Origin of the sequence: Embleya sp. NPDC127516, from assembly GCF_044765325.1 — a bacterium.
Lineage (GTDB): Bacteria > Actinomycetota > Actinomycetes > Streptomycetales > Streptomycetaceae > Embleya.
This window is the reverse complement of sequence record NZ_JBIWJT010000003.1, coordinates 127,496-150,766: the sequence shown is the minus strand read 5'-3', so window position 1 is coordinate 150,766 and position 23,271 is coordinate 127,496. Positions and strand designations below refer to the sequence as shown.

The window sequence follows — 23,271 nt, the reverse complement described above, 5'->3', positions numbered from 1 at the left end:
CCACGTTTCCGCCGGATGTCCTGGGCTCAGCACGGTCCTGGGTCGAACTGCCCGCGTCTCGGATCGGGTTCGGACCCGGTTCGCGAGCGCATTGCCGGCGTGAACCCGCAATCTCCAGAAGACGCAGCCGTGTGGTGGTTCAAGGAGGAGGCGGCCAGGTGATGCGGCCTGGGGGGGTAGTCGGGCACCAGGTCGTCCGGATCGCCGACCCGGGTCGGCGTGCCGTCGCAACGCTGTACGACCGCGCTCGGGCCGTCCGGTCCGGGAAGGACGCACAGGTAGATGCCGACCGGGTCCTTGGTGTCGCGGTGGCGCACCGGTTGTCCCGCACGTGGCGCGGGCAACGTGTCGATCACCAACCGGCGCACCGGTACGACGAATTCGATTCCGCTTCGGGTTCGCACCCATGCCTGTCGACCGTCGACGGCCGTCAGTTCGCCTTCGCGCCCGGTGGGCCCGCGCACGTCCTCGTGCACCAGCGCCCCGAGGTAGCGATATGCCAGGACTCGCCCGGCCATCCTGTCCGCTTCGGTGGTCTCCTCCATGCGCACGACGTCACCCGCCCTCGCCGCATGGGGCCAACACCGTGCGGGCCGCGTCACCGACGGCGGCATCCACCAAGTGCCGCACGGAGCAGGCGACTTCCAGCCCCTGCCGGGTCCGCAGCACGGCCAGGAGACCCTCGACTTCGCGAAGGCGGCCGACGGTTCCCCGATACGGATCGCGGAACAACTTGCCGTAATGGCGCACTCCCCATCGCGCGATCCGGACCAAGGTCCAGTCCACCGCGCCGGTCACGGCAGCCGAGCGTGCGGTGTCGGTCGTGAACATGCCTCTTGCCTCCGGTTGTCGTCAGTACGGCTTCGGCCACGGCATCGGCAACTCGCTCTGCTCGCCGTTTCGCAGTTGGGGCAACGACCTTGAAGCGTCGCCCAGTTCGAAGTCCTCGCGAGGCTTGATGTCCTCGCGTTCACCACCGGGGTAGAGGCGGTAGACGCGCATGGTCATCCGGCTCTCGCCCTCTCGCACACCCATGGGTCTCTCCTGACAATGAGGTACTGATCTCACGTTTGGCCTGCCCCGCGCCCGTCGACGGCGTGACAATCAGTCAACTGAATTTCACTCTTCGTCGGTACCGCGATGGGGATCGCACGCGGTTTAACGGGTTTAAGCCCAGAATTCAGGGAGCCATGGCAAACGCACGTACACCGAACACGGCCCTCGTGGACGTGATCGCCCAGTCGGGCTGGACGTACGACCGGCTCGCGCGTGCAGTGCGGGCGATTGCGGCCGAGAACGGCGAAGTTCTGCACACCAACAAGTCAGCCATTGCGCATTGGACATCCGGTGTGCAGCCGGGCAACAGAACTCGGCGATACCTTGCGGAAGCGCTGTCCAGACGCATTGGGCGGACGGTCACCCTGGTCGAGATCGGACTTGCGCAGGCCGAGGACTCTCACCCGCTTATGGTCGATCCGATCACGGCTGCCGCAGATCTCGGCCGTGCGGGGATGCGGCGGGACAGTTTCCTCAGCGTGGCGGCGTTCACGGTTGGCTCGATCGGCGCGCCGCTGTCCTACGACCACGATGCCGTGTCGCGCATGCTGCGGGCCCGCCGACCAGGCACCACAATCGGCGCCGAGGAGGTTGCCACCATCCGGCACGTCACCGCTGCACTCGGTGCCGCAGACGAACGTCATGGCGGAGGCCATGGCCTGACCACGGTGATGGCTTACCTTGCCGATACCGCCGCCCCGCTGTTGTCCGGGCGGTTCCCCTCCGAGGTCGTGCGGCGCGACGCCTTCGGAGCGGTTGCCGAACTCGCCTATCTCGCGGGCTGGAAATTTCACGACCTTGGCAGCGAGGGAGCCGCGCAACGCTACTACCTCACTGCCTATCAGCTCGCCCATGAGGCGGACCCGCTCGGTCACAGTGCGTGGATGCTGCGCGTACTGGCACATCAAGCACTTCATCTCGAGCACGCCGATTACTGCCTGGAACTGACGGATGAGGCACTGCGGCGGGCATCGGGGCGCGTTGGCGGGGGCATGGAGGCCGTCCTGTGGGTAACGCGCGCGCGTGCCTGTGCCGCCTCCGGCCGACCCACCGAGGCCGCGCGGGCGCTCCTTCACGCGGCCGACGCCGTAGCCCGCACAGACGAGCCGACTCCGTCCTACGCCACGGCAACCGGCCCGGCTTCGGGCACCGTAGCCAGTCAAACTGCGAGGACCCTCAGGGACCTGGGTGATCACCGCAACACGGAACGGCACTACCGAGCCGCCCTGTCCGAGCGCGATCCAGAGGCTTTCCGCCGCATTCACGCCCTCACCTTCGTCGATCTGGGGGTCTCGCTCGCCTCACAGGTCCGAGCGGATGAGGCCGTCGCCACGTGGGGCGAGGCGATGGACCACCTCGGTGGCGTCGCATCATCAAGGCATCGCGAAGCGGTCGCAGCCATGCGGCGTACCCTCACGACCTATAAGCGGCGACGAGTTCCAGGCGCAGCCAACCTCGACGAACGTGCGCGGGGTCTGCTCGCCATGTGATCGGTTCGACGCCGACGTCACGAGGAAGGAGGCGCACGTGCCTGACGAGTTCCGCCGTGAGCCGCATCTGATGGTCATGCTCGCCGTCTCGGTCATCGTGCATGATCGGGCGAACAAGCGAGTCGTACTCCTGCGTCGGGGCAACAAAAAGGCGTTCGCGCCCGGGATGTGGAGTCTGCCCAGCGGCAAAGGAGCGCCCGGGGAACCCATCACGCACACGGCCGTTCGCGAACTCCGTGAAGAGACAGGCCTGGAGGTCAAACCGCAGGCGTTGCGTCTTGCCCATGTGACGCACAGCGCGGACAGCCCGGAGGCGCCGGAGGGGTTCGTCGTGCTGGTCTTCGCTGCGGAGGAGTGGGACGGCGAAGCGGTCAACGCCGAGCCGGGCAAGCACTCGGCCGTGGCCTGGGTCGACACCGACGACCTGCCGGCCGACTTCGTTCCGTCGACCCTGCACGCGTTGGAGCGGTACCTCGCGGGTGAGCGCCCCGAGGTGGCCATCGACGGGTGGGACGGCACATGAAGCCGTTCGCTTGCCCGCTCCCGCAAGCCGACCGGCCGACCCGCACCCCGCGCGCCGCCGCCCCACACCGCACCCGCGCCGGACCGGTTGCCGTGTCGGCCGCGTAGCGGACGGGCGTCCCGGCGCGGAGCGAGCGGCCCGACCCCGGCTGCGGAGCAGACGTGCGACCGGCCCCGGAGACCTCGCCGGCTCATGCGACCCGCCCGACTGACCCCTCGACCCCTCTCCCCGGCTCGATTCGAGAACCCTTGCCACTCATATACATGTAGGCTACATTTATTAGCGAAGCTAACTAAGCAAGAACAGGCTCGCGGCGCAACGCGCAACAGCGCGCGTCGAACAAAGAGTGCGGAGGTCTCGCATGCGGTCCCTTTCCGACGGCGGGCAGACCCGGGGCAATACCCAGGCCGAGCACGCTCCCGAACACGCCCCCGAGCAAGGTCGCATCCTCAAACAACCGATGGCCGTGTGGGCCACCGCGTTCGCGGCCGTGGTCGCGTTCATGGGGATCGGCTTGGTCGATCCGATCCTGCCCTCGATCGCCAAGGGGCTGGACGCGTCCCCGAGCCAGGTGTCGCTGCTGTTCACCAGCTACTTTCTGATCACCGCCGTGGCCATGCTGGTCACCGGCTTCGTCTCCAGCCGAATCGGTGGCCGACGTACGCTCCTGCTCGGCCTCGCCCTCGTCGTGCTCTTCGCCGGACTCGCCGGCACCTCCGGATCCGTCGGCGAACTGGTCGGCTTCCGAGCCGGCTGGGGCCTGGGCAACGCGCTGTTCGTGTCCACCTCGCTGGCCGTGATCGTCGGCGCCGCGAGCGGTGGTTCGTCCGCCGCGATCCTGCTCTACGAATCGGCGCTCGGCCTCGGCATGGCGTGCGGCCCGCTGCTGGGCGCGGTGCTCGGCGACGCCAGTTGGCGCTACCCGTTCTACGGCACCGCCGCGCTGATGGCGATCGGCTTCGCGCTGATCGTCGCCCTACTCCGGGAACAACCCAGGCCCGCCCGCAAGGTCGGCCTGCTCGACCCGCTCAAGGCGCTCGGCCACAAGGGCCTCGCGACCACCGCCGCAGGCGCGTTCTTCTACAACTACGGCTTCTTCACCGTGCTCGCGTTCACCCCGTTCGTGCTGAACATGAGCCCCTACCGCAGCGGCGCGGTGTTCTTCGGCTGGGGCGTCCTGCTCGCCGTCTGCTCGGTCCTGGTCGCCCCTCGACTCCAGGCCCGGTTCGGCTCCGCGAACGTGGCCGCCGTGAGCCTGCTCCTGTTCGCCGTCGACCTCGGCGTGCTCGCGTACGGGTCGAAGGCCGTCATTGTGACCGGTGTCATCGTTTCGGGAGCCTTCATCGGTATCAATAACACCGTGTTCACCGAGATGGCGCTCGAAGTCTCGGACTCGCCGCGACCCGTGGCGAGCGCGGGGTACAACTTCGTCCGCTGGTTCGCCGCCGCGGCCGCGCCGTTCCTGGCGCCGAAGCTGGAGGAGCACTTCAACGTGCACGTGCCGTTCCTGGTCGCCGGCGTGACCTGCCTGGTCGCCGCCGCGGTGCTGTTCGGCGCACGCCGCACGCTGGCCGCGGTCGACCACCACGACACCGCGGCGGTGCGTGCGCCACAGCCGGTCCCGGCAGCCGCCTGACCCGGCCACAACCCGACTCGGCCGAGCGAGTACAAATAGTTCGATATCCATAAAATCTGCGGAAAAGGAAGTGCACGACATGTACGAGCGGATTCTGGTCGCGGTGGACTCCACGCCCGAGGCCGACGAAGTCCTGGCGCACACCGCTCGACTGGCGACCGCCGGCGGCGCCGCCGTCCGCGTCCTGCACGTACAGACCCTGGACGTGGTGGACGGCGGCGGAGTGGGCGGCGTCGTCGAGGACGAGACCGCCGACGCGGCGGTCAAGGTGGTCACCACCGCCGTCGACACGCTCAAGGCGGCCGGCGTGACCAACGTCGAGGGCTGGACCGAGGAAACCGTTCGCGGCGACGTGCCCAACGCGGTCCTGGACCAGGCCCGCGCGTTCGACGCCGACCTGCTCGTGCTCGGCGCCCGCCGACACGGCGGCGTGGCGAGCCTGTTCCTGGGCAGCGTCAGCGACGCGGTCGCCCACCGCTCGGCGTGCCCGGTCCTACTGATCCCGTAATCCACCCACCCGAGAAGCACGCCCGAAAAGCGCACGCACACCCGGAAAGCACCCGGAAAGCGCACGTGCCCGCACCCGAAAAGAGCACGCGAAGGGCACCCCCGCACCCGAAAAGGCCGCCGGCCCCGGAGGAATCTCCCCCACGAGACCCCCGTGGCCGGCGGCCCCGAACACACCAACCCGCCCCTCAACCCAGCGGCACCGCACGCCGGTTCGGATCACGCAGGTCCGTTCCCGCGCGCAGCCACTTCTCCTGGAGCGCCTCCGCGCCCTGGGCCCGCTTCCAGGCGGCCTCGGCCGGAGTCATCGGCAGCAGCGGGAAGAAGCGGACCGCGTCGGCGGGTTCGGGCAGCGGCAGGTCGGCCAACAGGCCGCCGGGCTCGGCGACCAGCACCGCGTGGAAGCCGGCGCCGTCCCACAGCGGGCCGCCCAGGTCGAGCGACGCGCCGGGCGCGATCACCAGGCCCTCCACCTGCGGGGTCGCGCCCAGCACGGCCAACGGCCGCAACACCGAGTCGTGCCCGCCGCGCACCGAGAGCACCAACTCGGCCCGCGGGCCCGCGATCGGATCGGCCAGCACCGCCGCCGGATCGGCCATCGGGGCCCGGGACATGCCCAGCGTCGCGTACCGGACCACGTCGCCCGCGTCGGGACCGAAGCGCAGCACCTCGATGCGATCCGCGCCGACGAAGGTGACCCCGGCTCGGCCGGTCGGCTCGCCGAACGCGGCCGTCAGATGCGCCTCGACCTGCGGGGTGGGGTCGACCGGCTCGGGTCCCGGCGTGAAGTCGAACATGCCCGCATGCTAATTCGCCGTCAGGAGCCTTTCGCATACCGGCCATTGCAGCCGGCGCCCTGGTGTACTCTACGTAGTCGGCCCGAGGATGTGGACATCCTCGCGCGCCATCGGATGACGGACTCGCCCTCGCCTCGACCCACCCGGTCGACGAGCGGAGGCTTTCCCCCAGCGGGGACCGGCCGTGGGAGGTGATCGTGGTGCATACCAGCACACCGTGCAGTACCGGCGGCTCACCCGATCTTCCCCGATCCAGTCGCACGCCCCGCCCTTTCTGAGGGTTTCCGAGACTTTCGCCGAGTACCGGCCGGCGCATCACGACCCGGTGCCCGATCTCCGAATTTCCTCCGTGACGGGGCGTCAGGATCTTTTGCCGTTCTTTCGGTGATTCGTTCCGCTTGCCCGTGTCGACGCTCCCTGCGGCCTTCCCGCCGCGGCGTGGCGGCGTCGGCGCGTGCCGGTCAGTGCAGGAGACCCGTCATGTCGATGATCCGCGACCTCCGCGCCGCAGTCCGCCCGTACCGCCGCACCCCCCTGCCGTCCACCACGCCCGTGACGACCGGGAACTGTGTGGTGGATTGCGCCGTGTACCGCGACGGCCGGCGCCTGGACGGGTACGCGAACCCCGACTCGGCCATCCACGAGGTGCGCACCGGCGGCGGCTTCGTCTGGATCGGCCTGCACGAGCCCAGCGCGCTCGAACTGTCCGGTATCGCCGAGCGGTTCGGGCTGCACCCGCTCGCCGTCGAGGACGCCGTGCACGCGCACCAGCGGCCCAAGCTGGAGCGCTACGACGACACCCTGTTCGCGGTGTTCAAGACGGTGACCTACGTCGAGCACGAGCAGCTCTCCGCGACCAGCGAGATCGTCGAGACCGGCGAGATCATGGTCTTCCTCGGCAACGACTTCGTGGTCACCGTGCGGCACGGCCGGCACGGCGCGCTCGCCGACCTGCGTTGTCGGCTGGAGGACGGCGGCGAACTGCTCGCCGCCGGGCCCTCGGCGGTGCTGCACGCCGTCGCCGACCGGGTGGTGGACACCTACCTCGACGTCGCCCAGCTCATCCAGGACGACATCGACCAGGTCGAGAACGACGTGTTCGGCGGCGGCGGTGCGGGCGACGCGGGTCGGATCTACCAGCTCAAGCGCGAACTGCTCGAACTCAAGCGCGCCGTCGCACCGTTGGCCCGCCCGCTGCACGCGCTGGCCGAGCGCCCGATGCGCCAGGTGCACCCGGACATCCGCGAGTACTTCCGCGACGTCGAGGACCACCTGTCGCGCGTCGGCGAGCAGGTGGCCTCGTTCGACGAACTGCTGACCTCGATCCTGCAGGCCAATCTCGCGCAGGTGACCGTCGCGCAGAACGAGGACATGCGCAAGATCTCCGCGTGGGTGGCGATCTTCGCGGTGCCCACGATGCTGGCCGGCGTGTACGGAATGAACTTCGAGCACATGCCGGAACTGAAGTGGCGGTACGGCTACCCGATGACGCTGTCGGTGATCGTCGTCGTGTGCACGCTCATGCACCGGGGCTTCCGCCGCAACGGGTGGTTGTAACGCGCACGTACGCGCCGCACGTACACACCGCCCGCATACGCCGCCCGCACACGTACACCGGCCGCCACCGGCCGCGCGCGGACGCGGCGGCCACGTGCGGACGCGGCGGCCACGCGCGTCCGTCCGGGAGGCCACCCGGACGGACGCACCTCTACAGGTCGAGCCGGCCCACCAGATTGCGGGCCCGCTCGGCCAGGTCCGGACGCACCACCACGTCGTAGCGGGAGGCCACGATCTGGCTCGTGGAGACGAAGTCCCGGCGCCCGCCCAGGGCCTTGTATCCCAGCCAGCCGAACAGCGCGCCCGCCGCGATGCCCCAGACCAGGCCCATCAGCACCAGCCAGAGCCACCCGTGCGCGCGGACCGCGAAGATGCCCAGGAACAGTCCGATCATCAGACCGAACCACGCGCCGCTGGCCGCGCCGGACGCCGCCGCCTTGCCCGCGGTGAGCCGGCCGAGCACGTTCTCGACCATCCGCAGGTCGGCGCCGACGATCGCGGTGTTCTCCACCGGAAACTCGTTGTCGGAGAGGTAGTCGACCGCACGCTGGGCACCCGCGTAGTTCGTGTACGACGCGATCACCTGGCCGGTGTTGGCGAGGTCGGGGCCGGGCGCGCCGGCGCCCGGGGGAAGGTTCTGCTGACCGAACATGGGTGTGCCGCCTCGCATCGATGCCGGGTGGTTGTTCGACCCGATGCGTGTACCCACCGGATTGGTCACAACACGTGACCAATCCGGCGAAAACCGATCAACCCGACAACACCTCGCGCACCGCGTCGGCCACCGCGTCCGGGCGGTCCAGCATCACGAAGTGCGCGGAGTCGTCCAGCACGTCGCAGCGCCCGCGCGGGGACAGGTTCGCCAGCGTGCGCAGCGCGCGCACCCAGCGGGCCCGCGCAGCCAGACTCTCGTAGCCGCCGGCGGCGGCCAGCACCCGCAGCGGCACGTCCGGCAGCGGTGCGACCCGGCGCAGGTCGGCGAGCTCGGCGGCGACGTCGAAGTAGGTGGCGTTCTCGGTCAGCGCGGTCGCGAAGAACCGGCCCGATCCGTAACTGCCGCGCACCCAGCGCGCGTCCGCCACGTCGCGATGCCGGCGCGACTGGGTGAACAGGATCGACCGGCGCGCGGCGGGGCCGATCGCCCGGGCCAGCCCACTGACCCGCATCGCTCCCCCGGCCATCCGCGCGGCCCGTACCCGGGCCCGGCGGGCGGGTCGAGACCTGGGCTTGTCCTCGTTGCTCGGGTCCACCAGCACGAGTCCGGCGATGCGCTCGGGAAACAGCCGCGCGAAGCCCTCGACGTGGAACGCGCCGAGCGAGTGGGCGAGCAGGACGTACGGACCGGGCAGCGCGAGCGCGTCGGCCAGCGCGGCGATCCGCTCGGCCTCGCCCACCAGGGTGGGCGGTCGCGGGTCCGGCTCGGAGTAGCCCAGGCCCGGCCGGTCGAACCGCACCACCATGCAGTCGGCGGTGAGCAGCGGCACCACCGGATCCCAGTCGAACCACGCGCCGCCGAGCCCGCTGGTGGCGATCACCACCGGTCCGGTGCCCTCGCGCACCACGTGCACGGCGGTCCCGTCGATCCGGACGAATGTGCCGGGCGGTACCGGTACCGGGCGTCTCGCGGCCATGGTGGGCTCCCCGATCACTGGCGGTTACACGTTTCGCCATCATCGGTCGCCACCCGACCCCCGCCCCGCAACGACGCGACCACTACGCCGACCGAGCCGATACCGGACCCGGTTGGTCGCACGCGCCGTTCTCCGTCGCCGACTGGGCACGCGTCGCGGCCCGCCCCGAGGATTCGCGGGCGGGCTGCGACGGCACCCGAGCCTCAGCCCTTGAGCTTGTAGTCCTCCAGCAGGCGCCGCCCGATGATCATCTTCTGGATCTCGGCCGTACCTTCGCCGATCAGCAACATCGGGGCCTCGCGGTAGAGGCGCTCGATTTCGAACTCGCGCGAGAACCCGTACCCGCCGTGGATCCGGAACGCGTCCTCGACGACTTCCTTGCAGTACTCGGAGGCCAGGTACTTGGCCATCCCCGCCTCGAGGTCGTTGCGCTCGCCCGCGTCCTTCTTGCGTGCCGCGTTGACCATCATCGTGTGCGCGGCCTCGACCTTGGTCGCCATCTCGGCCAGCTTGAACTGGATCGCCTGGTGGCCGGTCAGCGGCTTGCCGAAGGTCTCCCGCTGCTGCGCGTACCGGATGCCCAGCTCGAACGCGCGATGTGCGACCCCGCAACCGCGCGCGGCCACGTTCACCCGGCCCACCTCGACGCCGTCCATCATCTGGTAGAAGCCCTTGCCGGGCACCCCGCCCAGGATCCGGTCGGCCGGCACGCGACAGTTGTCGAGCACCATCTCGGTGGTGTCGACGCCCTTGTAGCCCATCTTGTCGATCTTGCCGGGGATGGTCAGGCCCGGACGGGTCTCGCCGAAGCCGGACTCCTTGTCGATCAGGAACGTGGTCATGTTCCGGTAGACCGACTCCTCGCCCAGCTCGGTCTTGGTGAGCACCGCGACCAGGTTGGCGCTGCCGCCGTTGGTGAGCCACATCTTCTGGCCGTTGAGCACGTAGAACTCGCCGTCCGGCACCGCCTTGGTGCGGATCGCCGAGACGTCCGACCCGCAGTGCGGCTCGGACATCGAGAACGCGCCGCGGATCTCGCCCTCGGCCATCTTCGGCAGGTAGTACGCCTTCTGCTCGTCCGTGCCGTGCTGCTTGATCATGTACGCGACGATGAAGTGCGTGTTGATGATGCCGGACACGCTCATCCAGCCGCGCGCGATCTCCTCGACCACGAGCGCGTAGGTCAGCAGCGACTCGCCGAGGCCGCCGTACTCCTCCGGGATCATCAGACCGAACAGGCCCATGGCCTTCATGCCCTCGACGATCTCCGCCGGATACTCGTCCCGGTGTTCAAGCTCCGTGGCGACCGGAATGATCTCCTTGTCCACGAAGGTGCGCACGGTGGCGAGGATCTCCCGCTGGACATCGGTGAGTCCGTCGGTCTGTGCGAGGCGGCCCATGGGCGGCGCTCCTTCCGTCTGCGCATGTCCGGGCCCCACCACCGGGGTCCCGGCCACGCTTCTGGTTGAGAGAGTTACCGGGGAGTATCCACGAGCGCGGCGGGTCGCGACAGAGGGGGTCCGTAACGCGGGCACGTCGATTTCGAACGGCCTGTCGGACGGGTGCCCCGGACAGCACCCTCACCCGTGCCCCGACGATTACCGCCGGTCAGACCCGCACTCCGGCGCGCCACACCCCGCGCACCAGCGGCACCCCGGGCCGGTAGGCCAGGTGTACGTGCGAGGGCGCGTCGAGTTCGACCACGTCGGCGCGCGCGCCCGCACGCAGTACGCCCACATCCTCGCGGCGCAGCGCGCGGGCGCCGCCGGCCGTCGCCGCGTACAGCGCCTGGTCCGGCATCATGCCCATGTCGCGGACCGCGAGCGCCACGCAGAACGGCATCGAGGTGGTGTAGCTCGATCCGGGGTTGCAGTCGGTGGACAGCGCGACGTCGACGCCGGCGGCGAACAGCCGGCGGGCGTCGGGGTAGACCGCGCGGGTGGAGAACTCGGCGCCCGGGAGCAGCGTGGCGACCGTGTCGCCGCCGGCCAGCGCGTCCACGTCGGCGTCGGTGAGGTGGGTGCAGTGGTCGGCCGAGGCCGCGCCGAGTTCGACCGCGAGCTGTACGCCGGGCCCGTGTCCGAGCTGGTTGGCGTGCACGCGCGGGATCAGGCCCCGGGCGGCGCCGGCCTTCAGGATCGCCCGGGCCTGGTCGCCGTCGAACGCGCCGCGTTCGCAGAACACGTCCACCCAGCGGGCGTGCGGGGCGCACGCGTCGAGCATCGGGCCGGTGACCAGGTCGACGTAGCCGGCCACGTCGTCCGCGTACTCCGGCGCGACGATGTGCGCGCCCAGGTAGGTGGTCTCGGGGGTGAACGCGGACGCGATCCGCAGCGCGCGTTCCTCGTCCGCGACGGTGAGACCGTAGCCGGACTTGATCTCGATCGTGGTGGTGCCCTGGCGGGCCGCCTCCTCGATCAGCCGCGCGGCGTTCGCGGCGAGGTGTTCGTCGCTCGCGGCGCGGGTGGCGGCCACCGTGGTGCGGATGCCGCCCGCCCGGTATGCCTGTCCGGACATCCGCGCGTCGAACTCGGCGGTGCGGTCGCCCGCGAACACCAGGTGCGCGTGCGAGTCGACGAAGCCGGGATGCACCGCGCGTCCCTCGGCGTCGTGGCGGGTGTCGGCGTCCGGGGCATCCGCGGCGGCCCCCACCCACGCGACCCGGTCGCCGTCGAGCACGAGAGCCGCGTCCTGGATCAGGCCGAGCGGGCCGGTGCCGAGGTCGGGGTCGTTGGTGACCAGCGAGCCGATGTTGGTGATCAGGGTGGTGGCCACGCGCGAGTGGTCCCTTCCGGTTCGAGGGGGAACGGCCGCTCCGGGCGGAACGGCCGCGGATCAGCCGAACAGGCCGTGGATGGCCGTGCCCAACGCCTGCGGCACCGCTTCCACGAGCTGGTGCACGCCGTCGCGGACGATGGTGCGTCCGCCGACCATGACGTGCGTGACGTCGCTCGCGGTGGCCGCGAACACCGCCGCCTCGGTGGCCAGCCGCGGGACGGTGCCGGCCAGTCGGACCGAGTCCAGGCCGATCGTGGTCAGGTCGGCGAGGGCGCCCGGTTCGATCCGGCCGGCGTCCGGCCAACCGAGCGCGCGGTGGCCGGTGCCGGTGGCGTACGCGAGCAGCGCGGCGGAGGTGAAGTGGCCGCGCCGGCCGGTGCGCAGCCGCTCGTCGAGTTCGACCGCGCGGGCCTCCTCGAACAGGTCGATCACCGCCTGGCTGTCGCTGCCCAGGGACAGCGGCACACCGGCCCGGGCCAGCTCGCCGGCCGGGCCGATGCCGTCGGCTAGGTCGCGTTCGGTGGTCGGGCAGAAGCACACGCCGGCTTCGGCCCGGGCCAGCGCGGCGATGTCGGCGTCGGTGAGGTGGGTCGCGTGCACCGCCGTCGCGTTCGCGCTCCAGAAGCCGTGCGCGTCCAGCAGCCCGGTGGGGGTCAGCCCGTGGTGCGCGACGCACGCCGCGTTCTCGGCGGGCTGTTCGGACAGGTGCACGTGCACCGGGACACCCTCGGTACGCGCGGCCCAGGTCGCGTAGCCGTCCTTGGTGTCGAACGCCCGGACCGAGTGGATGGCCGCGCCGATCCGGGTGTTGTCGTCGCCGCGCAGCGCGCCCCAGCGCTCGTACCAGGCGTCCGAGCTGCCGTCGCCGAATCGGCGCTGCACGCCTTCCAGCGGCCGGTAGCCGTCGGCGGTGAGGCCGCCGTGCAGGTAGCAGGTGTCCAGCAGGGTGATCCGGACGCCGGCCTGGCGGGCCGCCTCGATCAGCGCGTGGCCCATCGCGTTGGGGTCGTCGTACGGCGTGCCGTCCGGACCGTGGTGCAGGTAGTGGAACTCGCCGACGGAGGTGATCCCGGCGAGCGCCATCTCCGCGTACACCGCGCGCGCGAGCGCGAGGTAGCTGTCCGGGTCCAGCCGGCCGGCCGCCTGGTACATCTGGTCGCGCCAGGTCCAGAACGTGCCGGTGCCGGTCTGGGTGCGTCCGCGCAGTGCCCGGTGGAAGGCGTGCGAGTGGACGTTGGCCAGGCCCGGGATGGTCAACCCGGGCAGCACGCAGGCGCCGCCCGGCGCCGGGCGGTCGGGGGTGACCGATGCGATCCGGCCGTCCTCGACCACGAGCAGCGCGTCGCGTTCGATCCCGGTGCGGGTCTGCACCAGTTCACACCAGTACTCGCTCACCCGAGGTCCTCGCTGATCAGGTCGGTCACCACGTCGGCGAGCGCCGTGACGCCCGCAAGGCAGTCCACCATCTCGGCGCTCTCCGCCGGCGAGTGCGACACGCCGGTCGGGTTGCGGACGAACAACATCGCGGTGGGCACGCGCGCGGACAGGATGCCCGCGTCGTGTCCGGCGCCGGTGGGCAGGATCGGCGCACCTCCGAGGTGCTTGGCGATCCGGTCGCGCAGCGGGCCCTCGAACTCGACGACCGGGGTGAAGGACTCGCGGGTGACCTGTACGCCGACCCCGTCCCGGTCGCCACGCTCGCCGGCGGTCCGGATGATCTCCGCGACCAGGTCGTCCAGCGTGCGCTCGTCGGCGGCCCGCGAGTCGAGCCAGCCGCGCACCTCGGAAGCGATCGCGTTGGCCGCGCCGGGCCGCGCGTCGACCTTGCCGAAGGTGGCCAGCGCACCGGCGAGGTGGGCCTTCTTGCGGGCCGCGAGCACGGTGTTGGCGTAGGTCAGCATCGGGTCGTGCCGGTCCTCCAGGCGGGTGGTGCCCGCGTGGTTGGCCTCGCCTCGGAAGTCGAACCGCCAGCGTCCGTGCGGCCAGATCGCCGAGGCCACGCCCACCGCGCGGTCGCGGTGCACCAGGTCGCGGCCCTGCTCGACGTGCAGTTCGACGAACGCGCGGATGCGGCCCAGCCGCTCCGGGTCGGCGCCGATCCCGGCCGGGTCGACACCGGCGCGCTCCATCGCGTCGCCCAGGAAGACGCCGTCGGCGTCCTTCAGCGCACGTGCCTGATCCGGCGTCAGCACCCCGGCGGACAACCGGGATCCGACACACGCGACGTTGAACCGGGCGCCCTCCTCGTCGGCGAAGTTGACGATGCCCAGCGGCCGCTCCGGGTCGGCGCCGCGCTCGCGCAGCAGGTCGAGCGCGGCGAACGAGGAGACCACGCCGAGCGGTCCGTCGTAGGCGCCGCCGTCCGGCACCGAGTCCAGGTGGCTGCCGATCACGATCGCGTCGGCGCCGGGCGCGGTCCACGCCCACTGGTTGCCGTTGCGGTCCTCCTCGTAGATCAGGTTCCGGCTCTGGGCCTGTTCGCGGAACCAGGCGCGGCACTCGGTGTCCGCGTCGGTCCACGCGTACCGGCGGTAGCCGCCGGTCGTGGCGCGACCCACCGGAAGCAGGTCGCGCCACATCGCCTCGAAGCCGGTGCTCACGCGTCGCCTTCCCGCATCGGCACCCGCACACCGCGCTCGTCGGCGACGTCGACGGCGTGGTCGTAACCCGCGTCCACGTGCCGGATCACGCCCATGCCGGGGTCGTTGGTGAGCACCCGGCGGATCTTCTCGCCCGCCAGCGGCGTGCCGTCCGCGACGGTGACCTGGCCGGCGTGGATCGAGCGGCCGATGCCGACCCCGCCGCCGTGGTGGATGGACACCCACGAGGCGCCGGAAGCCACGTTGACCATCGCGTTCAGTAGCGGCCAGTCGGCGATCGCGTCGGAGCCGTCGAGCATGCCCTCGGTCTCCCGGTACGGGCTGGCCACCGAGCCGCAGTCCAGGTGGTCGCGGCCGATCACGATCGGTGCGGCCAACTCGCCCGAGGCGACCATGTCGTTGAACCGCTCGCCGGCCTTGTCCCGCTCGCCGTAGCCCAGCCAGCAGATCCGTGCGGGCAGGCCCTGGAAGTGCACCTTCTCCTGGGCGAGCTTGATCCAGCGGGCCAGCGACTCGTTCTCCGGGAACAGGTCGAGCACGGCCTTGTCGGTCTTGGCGATGTCGCGCGCGTCCCCGGAGAGCGCGGCCCAGCGGAACGGGCCCTTGCCCTCGCAGAACAGCGGCCGGATGTACGCCGGGACGAAGCCGGGGAAGTCGAACGCGCGGGTGTAGCCCGCCAGTTGCGCTTCGCCGCGGATCGAGTTGCCGTAGTCGAAGACCTCGGCGCCCTTGTCCTGGAAGCCGACCATCGCCTCGACGTGGCGGGCCATCGACTCGCGCGCGCGGTCGGTGAACTCGGCGGGCTTGGTGCGCGCGTACTCGGCCATGTCCTCGAACGCGACGCCGACCGGCAGGTAGGCGAGCGGGTCGTGGGCCGAGGTCTGGTCGGTGACGATGTCGATCGGGGCGTCCATCGCGAGAAGCTGCGGGACCAGTTCGGCGGCGTTGCCCAGCAGGCCGATGGACAGCGGCCGGCGGGCGTCGCGCGCCTCGACCGCGAGTTGCAACGCGGCGTCCAGCGTCTCGACCCGGGTGTCGCAGTAGCCGTGCTCGATCCGGCGGTCGATCCGCGAGGGGTCGCAGTCGATACAGATGACCACGCCGCCGTTCATGGTCACCGCCAGCGGCTGCGCGCCGCCCATGCCGCCGAGGCCGGCGGTCAGTGTGATGGTGCCTTCGAGGGTGCCGCCGAAGCGCTTGGCCGCGACCGCGGCGAAGGTCTCGTAGGTGCCCTGGAGGATGCCCTGGGTGCCGATGTAGATCCACGAGCCGGCGGTCATCTGGCCGTACATGGTCAGTCCGGCCGACTCCAGCCGGCGGAACTCCTCCCAGTTGGCCCAGTCGGGCACCAGGTTGGAGTTGGCGATCAGCACGCGCGGGGCCCACTCGTGGGTCTGCATCACGCCGACCGGACGGCCGGACTGCACGAGCAGCGTCTCGTCCTGCTTCAGCGTGGTCAGCGTGCGGGTGATCGCCTCGAACGAGCGCCAGTCGCGCGCCGCCTTGCCGGTGCCGCCGTAGACGACCAGCTTGTCCGGGTGCTCGGCGACCTCGGGGTCGAGGTTGTTCAGCAACATCCGCAGGGCGCCCTCCTGCTGCCAGCCGCGGGTGGTGAGCGTGCTCCCGCGTGGTGCGCGAACCTCGCGCGGTCCTGCGGTGTGGTCCGACATGGCGGCGCCCCTTCTGTCCCTGTGCACGATTTCTGTATGAAAACATTCAGTAGCTTCGAGAGTGAATCTATCTGTTCTGCAAGGCGTCGCCAAGAGAGCCGGCCCAGCGGGTGGTGTGGGCAGCGCGACATCGAGGGACTTGACCCATTCGGTGCCATTTCATGCGGTCGGCGGTCGGCGCGGACCGGCGCCGGGTAGCCGGTCGGCATGGATCTGCAGGAGGTGCTCTGGGCGATCACCGCACTGGGCGCGTTCGTCGCGTTCGCGGGCCTGGTGATGCTGGTGCGCGGTCGAGGGCGCGAGCCGGGCGTGGTGGCCCTGGTGGTGATGATCGGCGCGCTGCTGTGCACCGGCGGCTTCCTGCTCAGCATCCCGCGCTACGCGGAGACCGCGCTGATCGCCGGCGGCGCGGCGCTCGTCGGCGTACTGGCCATGCTCGGCGCCATCTCGATCATGCCGGCGCACCGCGGCCACCCCGGCGTGTGAGCTCACCCGACGCCGCGCGACACCCGGACGTGGCGCGACACCCGACCCCGGCACCGCACCCGGTCACGGCAAATGAGCCGTCCGGCGTTCGAGGACACCCGACGCCGCACAACCAGCACCGCACCCGGTCACGGCAAATCAGCCCGTCCGGCGTTCGAGGACAAGCCGGCCGCAGGCCCGGCCGCCGCCGCCGCGAGGCTCACACGTCGAACAGCCCGCGCTCCCCGGCCTGCTTCTCGAACTCCTCCAGTCGAGCCTGCGCCCGCGCAGGCTCGATATCGCACATCGCCTGGAGCAGGATCTGCCCCATCAGGATCGGTGCCCCGTACGAGTCGAAGACCAACTGCGAGCCGACGCCCGCGATCAGCACCGCGTCGGACAGCTCCGCCGCCGGCGCGAACGGACTGTCGGTGACGGTGACGATACGCAGGCCCAGGTCGCGCGCGACCCGCAGGCCCTCGCCCAACTCCCGCGGATAGCGCGGCAGCGCGAAGCACAGCAGACCGGTGGCGCCCGCCGCGCGGGCCTGGTCGAGCCGGTCCACCAGGAGCGAGCCGCCCTCGTCCAGCACCCGAACCTCGGGCAGCACCTTGGCCGCGAAGTAGCCGAAGCCGCGCGCCGGCGCCATCCCGGTCCGCAGACCCAGCACCACCAGCGGGCGCGAGGGCGCGAGCAGCGCGGCGGCGCGGGCGATCGGGCCCGGGTCGGCGAGTTGCTCGGCGAGCCGGGTCAGGTTGGCGATCTCGGCGTGCACGGCGCCGACGTACTCGTTGCGGTCCACCTCGGCGGAGGACTCGGCCGTGGTCGGCAGCCCGAGTTCGCGCAGGTGTCGGCGCAGTGCCGGGTAGCCGTCGAAGCCGAGTGCGACCGCGAACCGGGTCACCGAGGGCTGGCTGACCCCGGCGAGCTGGGCCACCTCGACGCTGGAGAGGAACACCGCCTCACCCGCGTGCCGGACCAGGCAGTGGGCGATCCGGCGCTGGGTGGGGGTGAGCCGGTGGCGCTCGAAGAGGGCGAGCAGGCGGGCGGAAGGGCTCGCGTCGTCGTCGGCCACCGACATGTCTCCTCGTTGCTGGGTCGTCGCCGTTGCCGGCGCGTCGCTCGGGCGCGCCCACCGGGTGCGGCGGGCCTGCTGCGGACGCTGCGGGAAGGCGCGGACCGCCGCGGGTGGCGGCGGTCCGCGCCAGGCAATCCTGCCCGATCCGACGCGAGTTCGGATCGGCGCGCTCGGGTCGGTTCGGCGCGCGGGGGTCAGTTCAGCTCGCCGGCCGCCGAGCCGGCGGCCTCGATCACCTTGCCGGCCCGGACGAAGGCGTCGGCGGCCTCCAGGTCGGGGGCCAGGAAGCGGTCCGGGCCCACCCCCTCGGCGCCGCTCGCGCGCAGCGCGGCGATCACCGCGGCGGTGGCGGGCGCGGGCGCACCGAGGCCGGCGGCGACCCGCATGTCCAGGGCGCGGGCGGCGGTGGTGAGCTCGATGGCCAGGATGCGGTTGAGGTTGTCGATCGCGCGGCGCAGCTTGCGGGCCGCGCTCCAGCCCATCGAGACGTGGTCCTCCTGCATCGCCGAGCTGGGGATCGAGTCGGCCGACGCGGGCATCGCCAGGCGCTTGCACTCGGAGACCAGCGCGGCCTGGGTGTACTGCGCGATCATCAGGCCGGAGTCGACGCCGGGGTCGTCGGCGAGGAACGCGGGCAGGCCGTGCGAGCGGGAGGGGTCGAGCAGGCGGTCGGTGCGTCGCTCGGCGATCGAGCCGAGGTCGGCCACCGCGACGGCCAGGAAGTCGAGCACGTAGCCCACCGGCGCGCCGTGGAAGTTGCCGTTGGACTCGATCCGGCCGTCCTCCAGGATCACCGGGTTGTCCACGGCGGAGGCGAGTTCGCGGTCGGCCACCAGCAGCGCGTGCGCGAGGGTGTCCCGGCCGGCGCCCGCGACCTGCGGCGCGCAGCGCACCGAGTAGGCGTCCTGGACGCGCGGCGCGGCGTCCTGGTGGTGCCCGGTCAGCGCCGAACCCTCCAGTACCCGCAGCATGTTCGCCGCGCTGGCCGCCTGGCCCGGGTGCGGGCGGATGGCGTGCAGCGCCGGGTCGAGCACGCGGGAGGTGCCCAGGAGCGCCTCCATCGTCATCGCGGCGGTGATGTCGGCGGTGGTGAACAGGCGGGCGAGGTCGGCCCCGGCCATCAACAACATGCCGAGCATGCCGTCGGTGCCGTTGATCAGGGCCAGGCCCTCCTTCTCCTTGAGCTCGATCGGCTCCAGCCCGGCCGCGGCGAGCAGTTCCGCGGCGGGTCGCACCACACCGTCGGGACCGGCCGCCTCGCCCTCGCCGGTGAGCACGAGCGCGCAGTGCGCCAGCGGCGCCAGGTCGCCGCTGCACCCGAGCGAGCCGAATTCGCGGACCACCGGCGTGATGCCCGCGTTGAGCAGTCCGGCCATGGTCCGCGCGACGATCGGCCGTACCCCGGTGCGTCCCGAGCACAGCGTCTTCAGCCGCAGCAGCATCAGCGCGCGGACCACCTCGTCCTCGACCCGGGGGCCCATTCCGGCGGCGTGCGAGCGGACCAGCGAATGCTGGAGTCGGGTGCGCAGTTCGGGGCTGATGTGCCGGACGGCGAGCGCGCCGAAGCCGGTGGACACCCCGTACACGGGTTCGGTGCGCGCGGCGAGGCCCTCGACGACCGCGCGCGACGCGGCCATCGCCTTGATCGCGCTCTCGGCGAGTTCGACGCGCGCGCCGGCGCGGGCGACCGCGAGGACGTCCTGCGGGGACATCCCGGCCTCGCCGATCAGGACGGTGGCGGGGGCGGTCTCGGGGGCGCTGTGCAGATCATTATTCACTCGAACATTATGTGCATGGATCGCGACAACGCCAGGGCGGCTACCGTGCCGGAAGGCGTACGGCACGTTCGCGTCGTTTCCGTGCCACCGGTCGTGCGCCGTCCGGAGCGGATCCGACCGCCCGGAGACAACCGAGGAAAGGCAGTGCCGTGGGTCGGGTCACCTCTCGCCACAAGGTCCTGCGACTGGGCGGCGACGCACCGGCCGTCACCCGCACCGACACGCTCGTCGCCGAGGAGCCGCTGGACATCCGGATCGGCGGGCGCACGATCACGGTGACCATGCGCACACCGGGTGACGACTTCGACCTGGTCGCCGGGTTCCTGGCGGCCGAGGGCGTGATCGGCGCCGCCGGGGACCTGACCGCGATGCGCTATTGCGCGGGCACCGACGAGGAGGGCCACAACACCTACAACGTGGTGGACGCGGTGCTCGCGCCGCACGTGCCCGCCCCGGATCCGGGCCTGATGCGCGGGGTGTGGACCTCGAGCGCGTGCGGGATCTGCGGCAGCACCGGGATCGACGGACTGCGCCGGATGTCGCGCTTCGACGTGCTCGCGGACCCGGTTCGAGTGGACGCGGAGGTGCTGTACGCGCTGCCCGATCGGCTGCGGGCGGCGCAGAAGGTGTTCGCCAGCACCGGTGGCCTGCACGCGGCGGGCCTGTTCACCGCGGCCGGCGACATGGTGTGCGTGCGCGAGGACGTGGGTCGGCACAACGCGGTGGACAAGGTGGTCGGCTGGGCGCTGCGCGAGGGCCTGCTGCCCTTGGCCGGCCACGTGTTGATGGTCAGCGGGCGGGCCTCGTTCGAGCTGACCCAGAAGGCCGCGATGGCGGGGGTGCCGGTGATGGCCGCGGTGTCCGCCCCGTCCGGGCTGGCGGTGGACCTGGCCGCGGACGCGGGGGTGACCCTGGTCGGCTTCCTGCGCGGGCGCTCGGCGAACGTGTACAGCCACCAGGATCGGGTCACGGTGCGCTCGTCCCGGCCGTCGGCCTGATCGCGGGGGCGGTCCGAGCCCGGCCGCCCGGGTCCTTGCGAGAGTCGCGGTCACCGTGTCGGCGAAGGGCCGGTGCGTGCGGTCGCCGCGGAAGCCGGGCGCCCGTCCTCGCCGTCACTCCGGGAGCGAGGCGCCTCCGGTCAGCGCGACCGCCACCAGCGCGCGCAGCACCGGGGCCAGGCCGGTGACGCTCAGGCTCAGGTCGTCGGCGTAGACCTCGACCAGCCAGCCGCCCGCCGCGTTGCTGCCGCCGGCCGCGACCATCGCCTTGTAGCCGCCGACCAGGAGCAGGTCCTCCTCGGCCGGGTCGGTGCCCGGGTCGCCGAGTTCGGCGACGAAGCTGCCGCCCTGCACCGCGTGCGCCGTGGCCGGATAGTGCGCCAGGTCGTATTCGGCGGTGACCGCGTCGTAGCGCTGCCCCGCCTGGCTCTGCGCGCCGGTCAAACGGTGGATCGAGTAGCGCACGGTGCGCAGCACCCGGCCGCCCGGTGGCAGGTAGGACACCCACCACGCGACCCCGTCCAGCATCCGCGCGAAGGTGTCGGCGACGATTTCCAGCCGGCCGAGCGTGTCCGCGCGGTGCACGCTCTTGGGCTCGCGCTCGTCCAGGACCGCGAGTACCGCCGCGAGCAACCGGCCCGGTTCGGCGTTGTGCAGCGCGCCGCGGAAGCGGCGGCGGTCGCGATGCGGGCCGGGGCCCTCGGCCTGCGCGTCGTCCTGCGCCTCGCGCGCCAGGGACAGGGTCAGGTCGGGCTGTTGGCCGCGCCCGGCGACCACCGGCCGGGTCGAGCGCGAGCCCTTGGCCCGGTACTGGGCCGCGTCGGCGAGCCGGAACAGGCGGTCCGCGCTGGTCACCGGGCCCACCGGATCGCCGGTGGAGGCCACGCCGCAGGCCACGCCCTCGCCGTCGTGCATCCGCAGCGCGCGCCGACACAGTTCCTCGGCGACCGCGACCACGTCGTCCGGCGGATAGCCCTCGGCGAGCACACAGAACTCGTCGCCGCCGAGCCGGGCCGCCATCGCCCCCGGCAACATCGCGCCGCACGCGGAGAGCTGGTCGGCGAACCGCTCCAGGAGGCGGTCGCCGACGTCGTGGCCGCGCTCGTCGTTGAGCCGCTTGAGACCGTTGACGTCGCAGACGATCAGGCTGACCACGACGCCGTCGCGGTAGTGCCGGGCCATCGCCTCGTCCAGCCGGGCGTCGATCGCGCGCCGGTTGGCCAGGCCGGTCAGCGGGTCGGTGAAGGCCAGCTTCTCGATCCGCTCGAAGTGCTCGGCCTGGGCCAGCCCGGCCGAGATCTGTGCGGCGAGCACCCCGGCGAACTCGGCGTCCACCGGCTCGAACCGCGGCTGGTCGGAGCGCCGGGCCAGGTACAGCTCGCCCCACACCCGGCCCTCGACCATGATCGGCGCGACCATGCAGTCGTGCCGGCCCCGGCGCAGCATCGCCGCGACCCGCTCGGGGTCGCGCGCGTGCTCGGGATCGTCCACGCAGCGCGACCACGTGGTGGGCCAGGACTCGGACTCGATGATGTCCGGGAAGTCGGTGACCGGGTACGTCTCCGCGGCCGGCAGCGGTTCCTCGCCCTCGGCGAGTTCGCCGTCGTTGACCAGCACGCGCAGCCGTCCGGTGTCCCGCTCCCAGACCGAGATCGAGGCGTGCGCGGCGCCCATCGCCGACCGGGCCTGGGCCGCGGACACCCGGACCACCTCGGGGAAGTGGTGGGTGGTGGCGAGCGTCTTGGCCAGATGGATGATCGCGTGCAGCCTGCGGGCCGCGTCCGGTCCCTCGACCAGGGCGACGGGTTCCGGGCACGTGTCTCCGGGCATGCCCGGCAGATCGTCGGGCAGGCCGCCCGAACCCTCGGTTCCGGAAGCGCTCGAATCGGGTCGCGAAGCTACGGTTCTCACCCCCAATCCACCAGCACCGAGACCAGAGGATATGTCATATATTGCCCGATTCACGGCAACGTGCACCCGCGTCATGCCGCCACCTCGACGGGTCGCTGTTCGCGTGTGTTCCAAGTTGTGGGCCCCGGCCGGCGCCGACGTGGCCGCCGTGCGCCCGCGCGTGAGCCCGGGGGCTCGCTCCGGTGCGAGCGAAGCGCTTGTATACCCCGGCTTCGCGTCCTGCGCACATTACTCCTGTGCCTCGCGCCCGCAACGCCCCGTGTCCGCTCCGTAGCGCGACGGGACGCATCGGGGCACGAGGTTGTGAAGACAACGTGGAGGGGTCCCACGATCTCGACCGAAAGAGTACGGTCGCGGGCACAGCCCGAAGGAGCGACGCGTGCCCACGCTTTCCGTCATCGCCGCGATCGACGTACCGGCCATCCGGATCTGGGAGGCAGTAGGAGACTTCGAGGACCCGTCCGGGTGGTACCCGTGGCCGGTGGACGAGCACGACGGGAACGAACGACGTGTCCGCAGACCCGACGGCTCGACCGTGCGCGAACGGCTGGTCTCGCACGACGCGGCACGCCATACCTATACCTACCGGGCGCTGGACGGCCTGCCGCTGCTCGGCCGGCTCGCACTCGAATCGATCGCCGGCGGCACGATGTGCCTGGTGGTGTGGTCGGTCCGGTTCGAGAGCACGCCGGCCGAACAACTCGCGGTGCTGCGCGAGCTCGAACACGTGGTAATGCGGCCGGCGCTGCGCGACCTGCGGGCGGCCTTCGCCTGACCGCGTCGCGGACACCGGGGC

General features: G+C 71.6%; 22 protein-coding genes. 8 read left to right on the top strand and 14 right to left on the bottom strand.

All coding sequences use genetic code 11. The features are described from left to right. Positions 1-26 precede the first annotated feature (26 nt). From ACIRL2_RS05930 to ACIRL2_RS05920, 3 genes are read right to left on the bottom strand one after another with little or no spacing between them, the layout of a single operon-like run. Positions 27-545 carry a hypothetical protein gene (locus ACIRL2_RS05930; protein ID WP_402230436.1) on the bottom strand — a complete coding sequence of 173 codons (519 nt, stop codon included), beginning with the start codon at positions 543-545 and terminating at the stop codon, positions 27-29. Between the two features lie 10 nt (positions 546-555). Continuing rightward, the gene (locus ACIRL2_RS05925; protein WP_402230434.1) at positions 556-831 is read right to left on the bottom strand and encodes a hypothetical protein; all 276 of its coding nucleotides are present in this window, start codon (positions 829-831) and stop codon (positions 556-558) included. Between the two features lie 21 nt (positions 832-852). Then, entirely contained in the window at positions 853-1,035 is a 183-nt protein-coding gene (locus ACIRL2_RS05920) for a hypothetical protein (RefSeq protein WP_402230432.1), read from the bottom strand. Between the two features lie 155 nt (positions 1,036-1,190). On the opposite strand from ACIRL2_RS05920, the gene ACIRL2_RS05915 reads away from it, so the two are divergent. From ACIRL2_RS05915 to ACIRL2_RS05900, 4 genes are all read left to right on the top strand, one after another. Beyond that, positions 1,191-2,546 (top strand): tetratricopeptide repeat protein, encoded by a 1,356-nt coding sequence (locus tag ACIRL2_RS05915; RefSeq protein ID WP_402230430.1) that lies wholly within the window; start codon positions 1,191-1,193, stop codon positions 2,544-2,546. A 37-nt stretch (positions 2,547-2,583) separates the two neighbouring features. Then, a complete protein-coding gene (locus tag ACIRL2_RS05910) occupies positions 2,584-3,069 on the top strand; it encodes an NUDIX domain-containing protein (RefSeq protein ID WP_402230428.1) in 486 nt (161 codons plus the stop codon). A 361-nt stretch (positions 3,070-3,430) separates the two neighbouring features. Beyond that, positions 3,431-4,705, top strand: coding sequence for an MFS transporter (locus tag ACIRL2_RS05905; protein ID WP_395866354.1), 1,275 nt, complete (start codon positions 3,431-3,433; stop codon positions 4,703-4,705). Positions 4,706-4,784: 79 nt separating this feature from the next. Beyond that, positions 4,785-5,213: a universal stress protein gene (locus tag ACIRL2_RS05900; RefSeq protein ID WP_395866356.1), complete on the top strand. Its 429-nt coding sequence runs from the start codon at positions 4,785-4,787 to the stop codon at positions 5,211-5,213. Between the two features lie 187 nt (positions 5,214-5,400). On the opposite strand, the gene ACIRL2_RS05895 is transcribed toward ACIRL2_RS05900, so the two are convergent. Further along, entirely contained in the window at positions 5,401-6,009 is a 609-nt protein-coding gene (locus ACIRL2_RS05895; protein ID WP_402230426.1) for a suppressor of fused domain protein, read from the bottom strand. Positions 6,010-6,489: 480 nt separating this feature from the next. Between ACIRL2_RS05895 and corA the strand changes: the two genes are divergently transcribed. Further along, the gene (gene corA, locus ACIRL2_RS05890) at positions 6,490-7,566 is read left to right on the top strand and encodes a magnesium/cobalt transporter CorA (RefSeq protein WP_395866360.1); all 1,077 of its coding nucleotides are present in this window, start codon (positions 6,490-6,492) and stop codon (positions 7,564-7,566) included. A 151-nt stretch (positions 7,567-7,717) separates the two neighbouring features. Here the strand turns inward: corA and ACIRL2_RS05885 are convergent, their stop codons facing one another. The 7 genes from ACIRL2_RS05885 to hutU all read right to left on the bottom strand — a co-directional run bounded on the left by ACIRL2_RS05885 (position 7,718) and on the right by hutU (position 16,245). After that, positions 7,718-8,218 carry a general stress protein gene (locus ACIRL2_RS05885; protein WP_395866362.1) on the bottom strand — a complete coding sequence of 167 codons (501 nt, stop codon included), beginning with the start codon at positions 8,216-8,218 and terminating at the stop codon, positions 7,718-7,720. Positions 8,219-8,315: 97 nt separating this feature from the next. Then, positions 8,316-9,197 carry an alpha/beta fold hydrolase gene (locus ACIRL2_RS05880; RefSeq protein WP_395866364.1) on the bottom strand — a complete coding sequence of 294 codons (882 nt, stop codon included), beginning with the start codon at positions 9,195-9,197 and terminating at the stop codon, positions 8,316-8,318. A gap of 203 nt (positions 9,198-9,400) precedes the next feature. Continuing rightward, on the bottom strand, positions 9,401-10,597 hold the full coding sequence (locus tag ACIRL2_RS05875) for an acyl-CoA dehydrogenase family protein (protein ID WP_402230422.1): 1,197 nt from the start codon (positions 10,595-10,597) through the stop codon (positions 9,401-9,403). 208 nt (positions 10,598-10,805) lie between these two features. Then, the gene (hutI, locus tag ACIRL2_RS05870; RefSeq protein ID WP_402230420.1) at positions 10,806-11,972 is read right to left on the bottom strand and encodes an imidazolonepropionase; all 1,167 of its coding nucleotides are present in this window, start codon (positions 11,970-11,972) and stop codon (positions 10,806-10,808) included. 60 nt (positions 11,973-12,032) lie between these two features. Beyond that, a complete protein-coding gene (locus tag ACIRL2_RS05865) occupies positions 12,033-13,370 on the bottom strand; it encodes a formimidoylglutamate deiminase (protein WP_402230417.1) in 1,338 nt (445 codons plus the stop codon). Continuing rightward, complete coding sequence (locus ACIRL2_RS05860) at positions 13,367-14,554, bottom strand: allantoate amidohydrolase (protein WP_395866529.1); 1,188 nt, start codon at positions 14,552-14,554, stop codon at positions 13,367-13,369. The genes ACIRL2_RS05865 and ACIRL2_RS05860 overlap by 4 nt, the downstream gene beginning before the upstream one ends. 17 nt (positions 14,555-14,571) lie before the next feature. Beyond that, positions 14,572-16,245, bottom strand: coding sequence for a urocanate hydratase (gene hutU, locus ACIRL2_RS05855; protein WP_402230414.1), 1,674 nt, complete (start codon positions 16,243-16,245; stop codon positions 14,572-14,574). 207 nt (positions 16,246-16,452) lie between these two features. Here hutU and ACIRL2_RS05850 point away from each other — a divergent pair, with 207 nt between their 5' ends. After that, the gene (locus ACIRL2_RS05850; RefSeq protein ID WP_395866373.1) at positions 16,453-16,731 is read left to right on the top strand and encodes a hypothetical protein; all 279 of its coding nucleotides are present in this window, start codon (positions 16,453-16,455) and stop codon (positions 16,729-16,731) included. A 199-nt stretch (positions 16,732-16,930) separates the two neighbouring features. Here ACIRL2_RS05850 and ACIRL2_RS05845 read toward each other — a convergent pair whose 3' ends face one another. Together ACIRL2_RS05845 and hutH are read right to left on the bottom strand one after the other, a co-directional pair. Then, positions 16,931-17,791, bottom strand: a complete 861-nt coding sequence (locus tag ACIRL2_RS05845; RefSeq protein WP_395866375.1) for a MurR/RpiR family transcriptional regulator — start codon at positions 17,789-17,791, stop codon at positions 16,931-16,933. A 191-nt stretch (positions 17,792-17,982) separates the two neighbouring features. Then, positions 17,983-19,518 carry a histidine ammonia-lyase gene (hutH, locus tag ACIRL2_RS05840; protein WP_395866531.1) on the bottom strand — a complete coding sequence of 512 codons (1,536 nt, stop codon included), beginning with the start codon at positions 19,516-19,518 and terminating at the stop codon, positions 17,983-17,985. A gap of 197 nt (positions 19,519-19,715) precedes the next feature. Between hutH and fdhD the strand changes: the two genes are divergently transcribed. Beyond that, positions 19,716-20,564, top strand: a complete 849-nt coding sequence (gene fdhD, locus ACIRL2_RS05835) for a formate dehydrogenase accessory sulfurtransferase FdhD (RefSeq protein WP_402230411.1) — start codon at positions 19,716-19,718, stop codon at positions 20,562-20,564. A 114-nt stretch (positions 20,565-20,678) separates the two neighbouring features. Here fdhD and ACIRL2_RS05830 read toward each other — a convergent pair whose 3' ends face one another. Then, on the bottom strand, positions 20,679-22,394 hold the full coding sequence (locus ACIRL2_RS05830) for a diguanylate cyclase domain-containing protein (RefSeq protein WP_402230408.1): 1,716 nt from the start codon (positions 22,392-22,394) through the stop codon (positions 20,679-20,681). A 460-nt stretch (positions 22,395-22,854) separates the two neighbouring features. Between ACIRL2_RS05830 and ACIRL2_RS05825 the strand changes: the two genes are divergently transcribed. Next, complete coding sequence (locus tag ACIRL2_RS05825) at positions 22,855-23,250, top strand: SRPBCC family protein (RefSeq protein ID WP_395866381.1); 396 nt, start codon at positions 22,855-22,857, stop codon at positions 23,248-23,250. The last annotated feature ends 21 nt before the right edge of the window (positions 23,251-23,271 follow it).

What these genes read in the sequence shown, in the direction of transcription:
- ACIRL2_RS05930 (WP_402230436.1), bottom strand. Translation starts at nt 545, where the DNA reads ATGGAGGAGACCACCGAAGCGGACAGGATGGCCGGGCGAGTCCTGGCA.
- ACIRL2_RS05925 (WP_402230434.1), bottom strand. Translation starts at nt 831, where the DNA reads ATGTTCACGACCGACACCGCACGCTCGGCTGCCGTGACCGGCGCGGTG.
- ACIRL2_RS05920 (WP_402230432.1), bottom strand. Translation starts at nt 1,035, where the DNA reads ATGGGTGTGCGAGAGGGCGAGAGCCGGATGACCATGCGCGTCTACCGC.
- ACIRL2_RS05915 (WP_402230430.1), top strand. Translation starts at nt 1,191, where the DNA reads ATGGCAAACGCACGTACACCGAACACGGCCCTCGTGGACGTGATCGCC.
- ACIRL2_RS05905 (WP_395866354.1), top strand. Translation starts at nt 3,431, where the DNA reads ATGCGGTCCCTTTCCGACGGCGGGCAGACCCGGGGCAATACCCAGGCC.
- ACIRL2_RS05900 (WP_395866356.1), top strand. Translation starts at nt 4,785, where the DNA reads ATGTACGAGCGGATTCTGGTCGCGGTGGACTCCACGCCCGAGGCCGAC.
- ACIRL2_RS05895 (WP_402230426.1), bottom strand. Translation starts at nt 6,009, where the DNA reads ATGTTCGACTTCACGCCGGGACCCGAGCCGGTCGACCCCACCCCGCAG.
- corA (WP_395866360.1), top strand. Translation starts at nt 6,490, where the DNA reads ATGTCGATGATCCGCGACCTCCGCGCCGCAGTCCGCCCGTACCGCCGC.
- ACIRL2_RS05885 (WP_395866362.1), bottom strand. Translation starts at nt 8,218, where the DNA reads ATGTTCGGTCAGCAGAACCTTCCCCCGGGCGCCGGCGCGCCCGGCCCC.
- ACIRL2_RS05880 (WP_395866364.1), bottom strand. Translation starts at nt 9,197, where the DNA reads ATGGCCGCGAGACGCCCGGTACCGGTACCGCCCGGCACATTCGTCCGG.
- ACIRL2_RS05875 (WP_402230422.1), bottom strand. Translation starts at nt 10,597, where the DNA reads ATGGGCCGCCTCGCACAGACCGACGGACTCACCGATGTCCAGCGGGAG.
- ACIRL2_RS05860 (WP_395866529.1), bottom strand. Translation starts at nt 14,554, where the DNA reads ATGTGGCGCGACCTGCTTCCGGTGGGTCGCGCCACGACCGGCGGCTAC.
- hutU (WP_402230414.1), bottom strand. Translation starts at nt 16,245, where the DNA reads ATGTCGGACCACACCGCAGGACCGCGCGAGGTTCGCGCACCACGCGGG.
- ACIRL2_RS05850 (WP_395866373.1), top strand. Translation starts at nt 16,453, where the DNA reads ATGGATCTGCAGGAGGTGCTCTGGGCGATCACCGCACTGGGCGCGTTC.
- ACIRL2_RS05845 (WP_395866375.1), bottom strand. Translation starts at nt 17,791, where the DNA reads ATGTCGGTGGCCGACGACGACGCGAGCCCTTCCGCCCGCCTGCTCGCC.
- ACIRL2_RS05830 (WP_402230408.1), bottom strand. Translation starts at nt 22,394, where the DNA reads ATGCCCGGAGACACGTGCCCGGAACCCGTCGCCCTGGTCGAGGGACCG.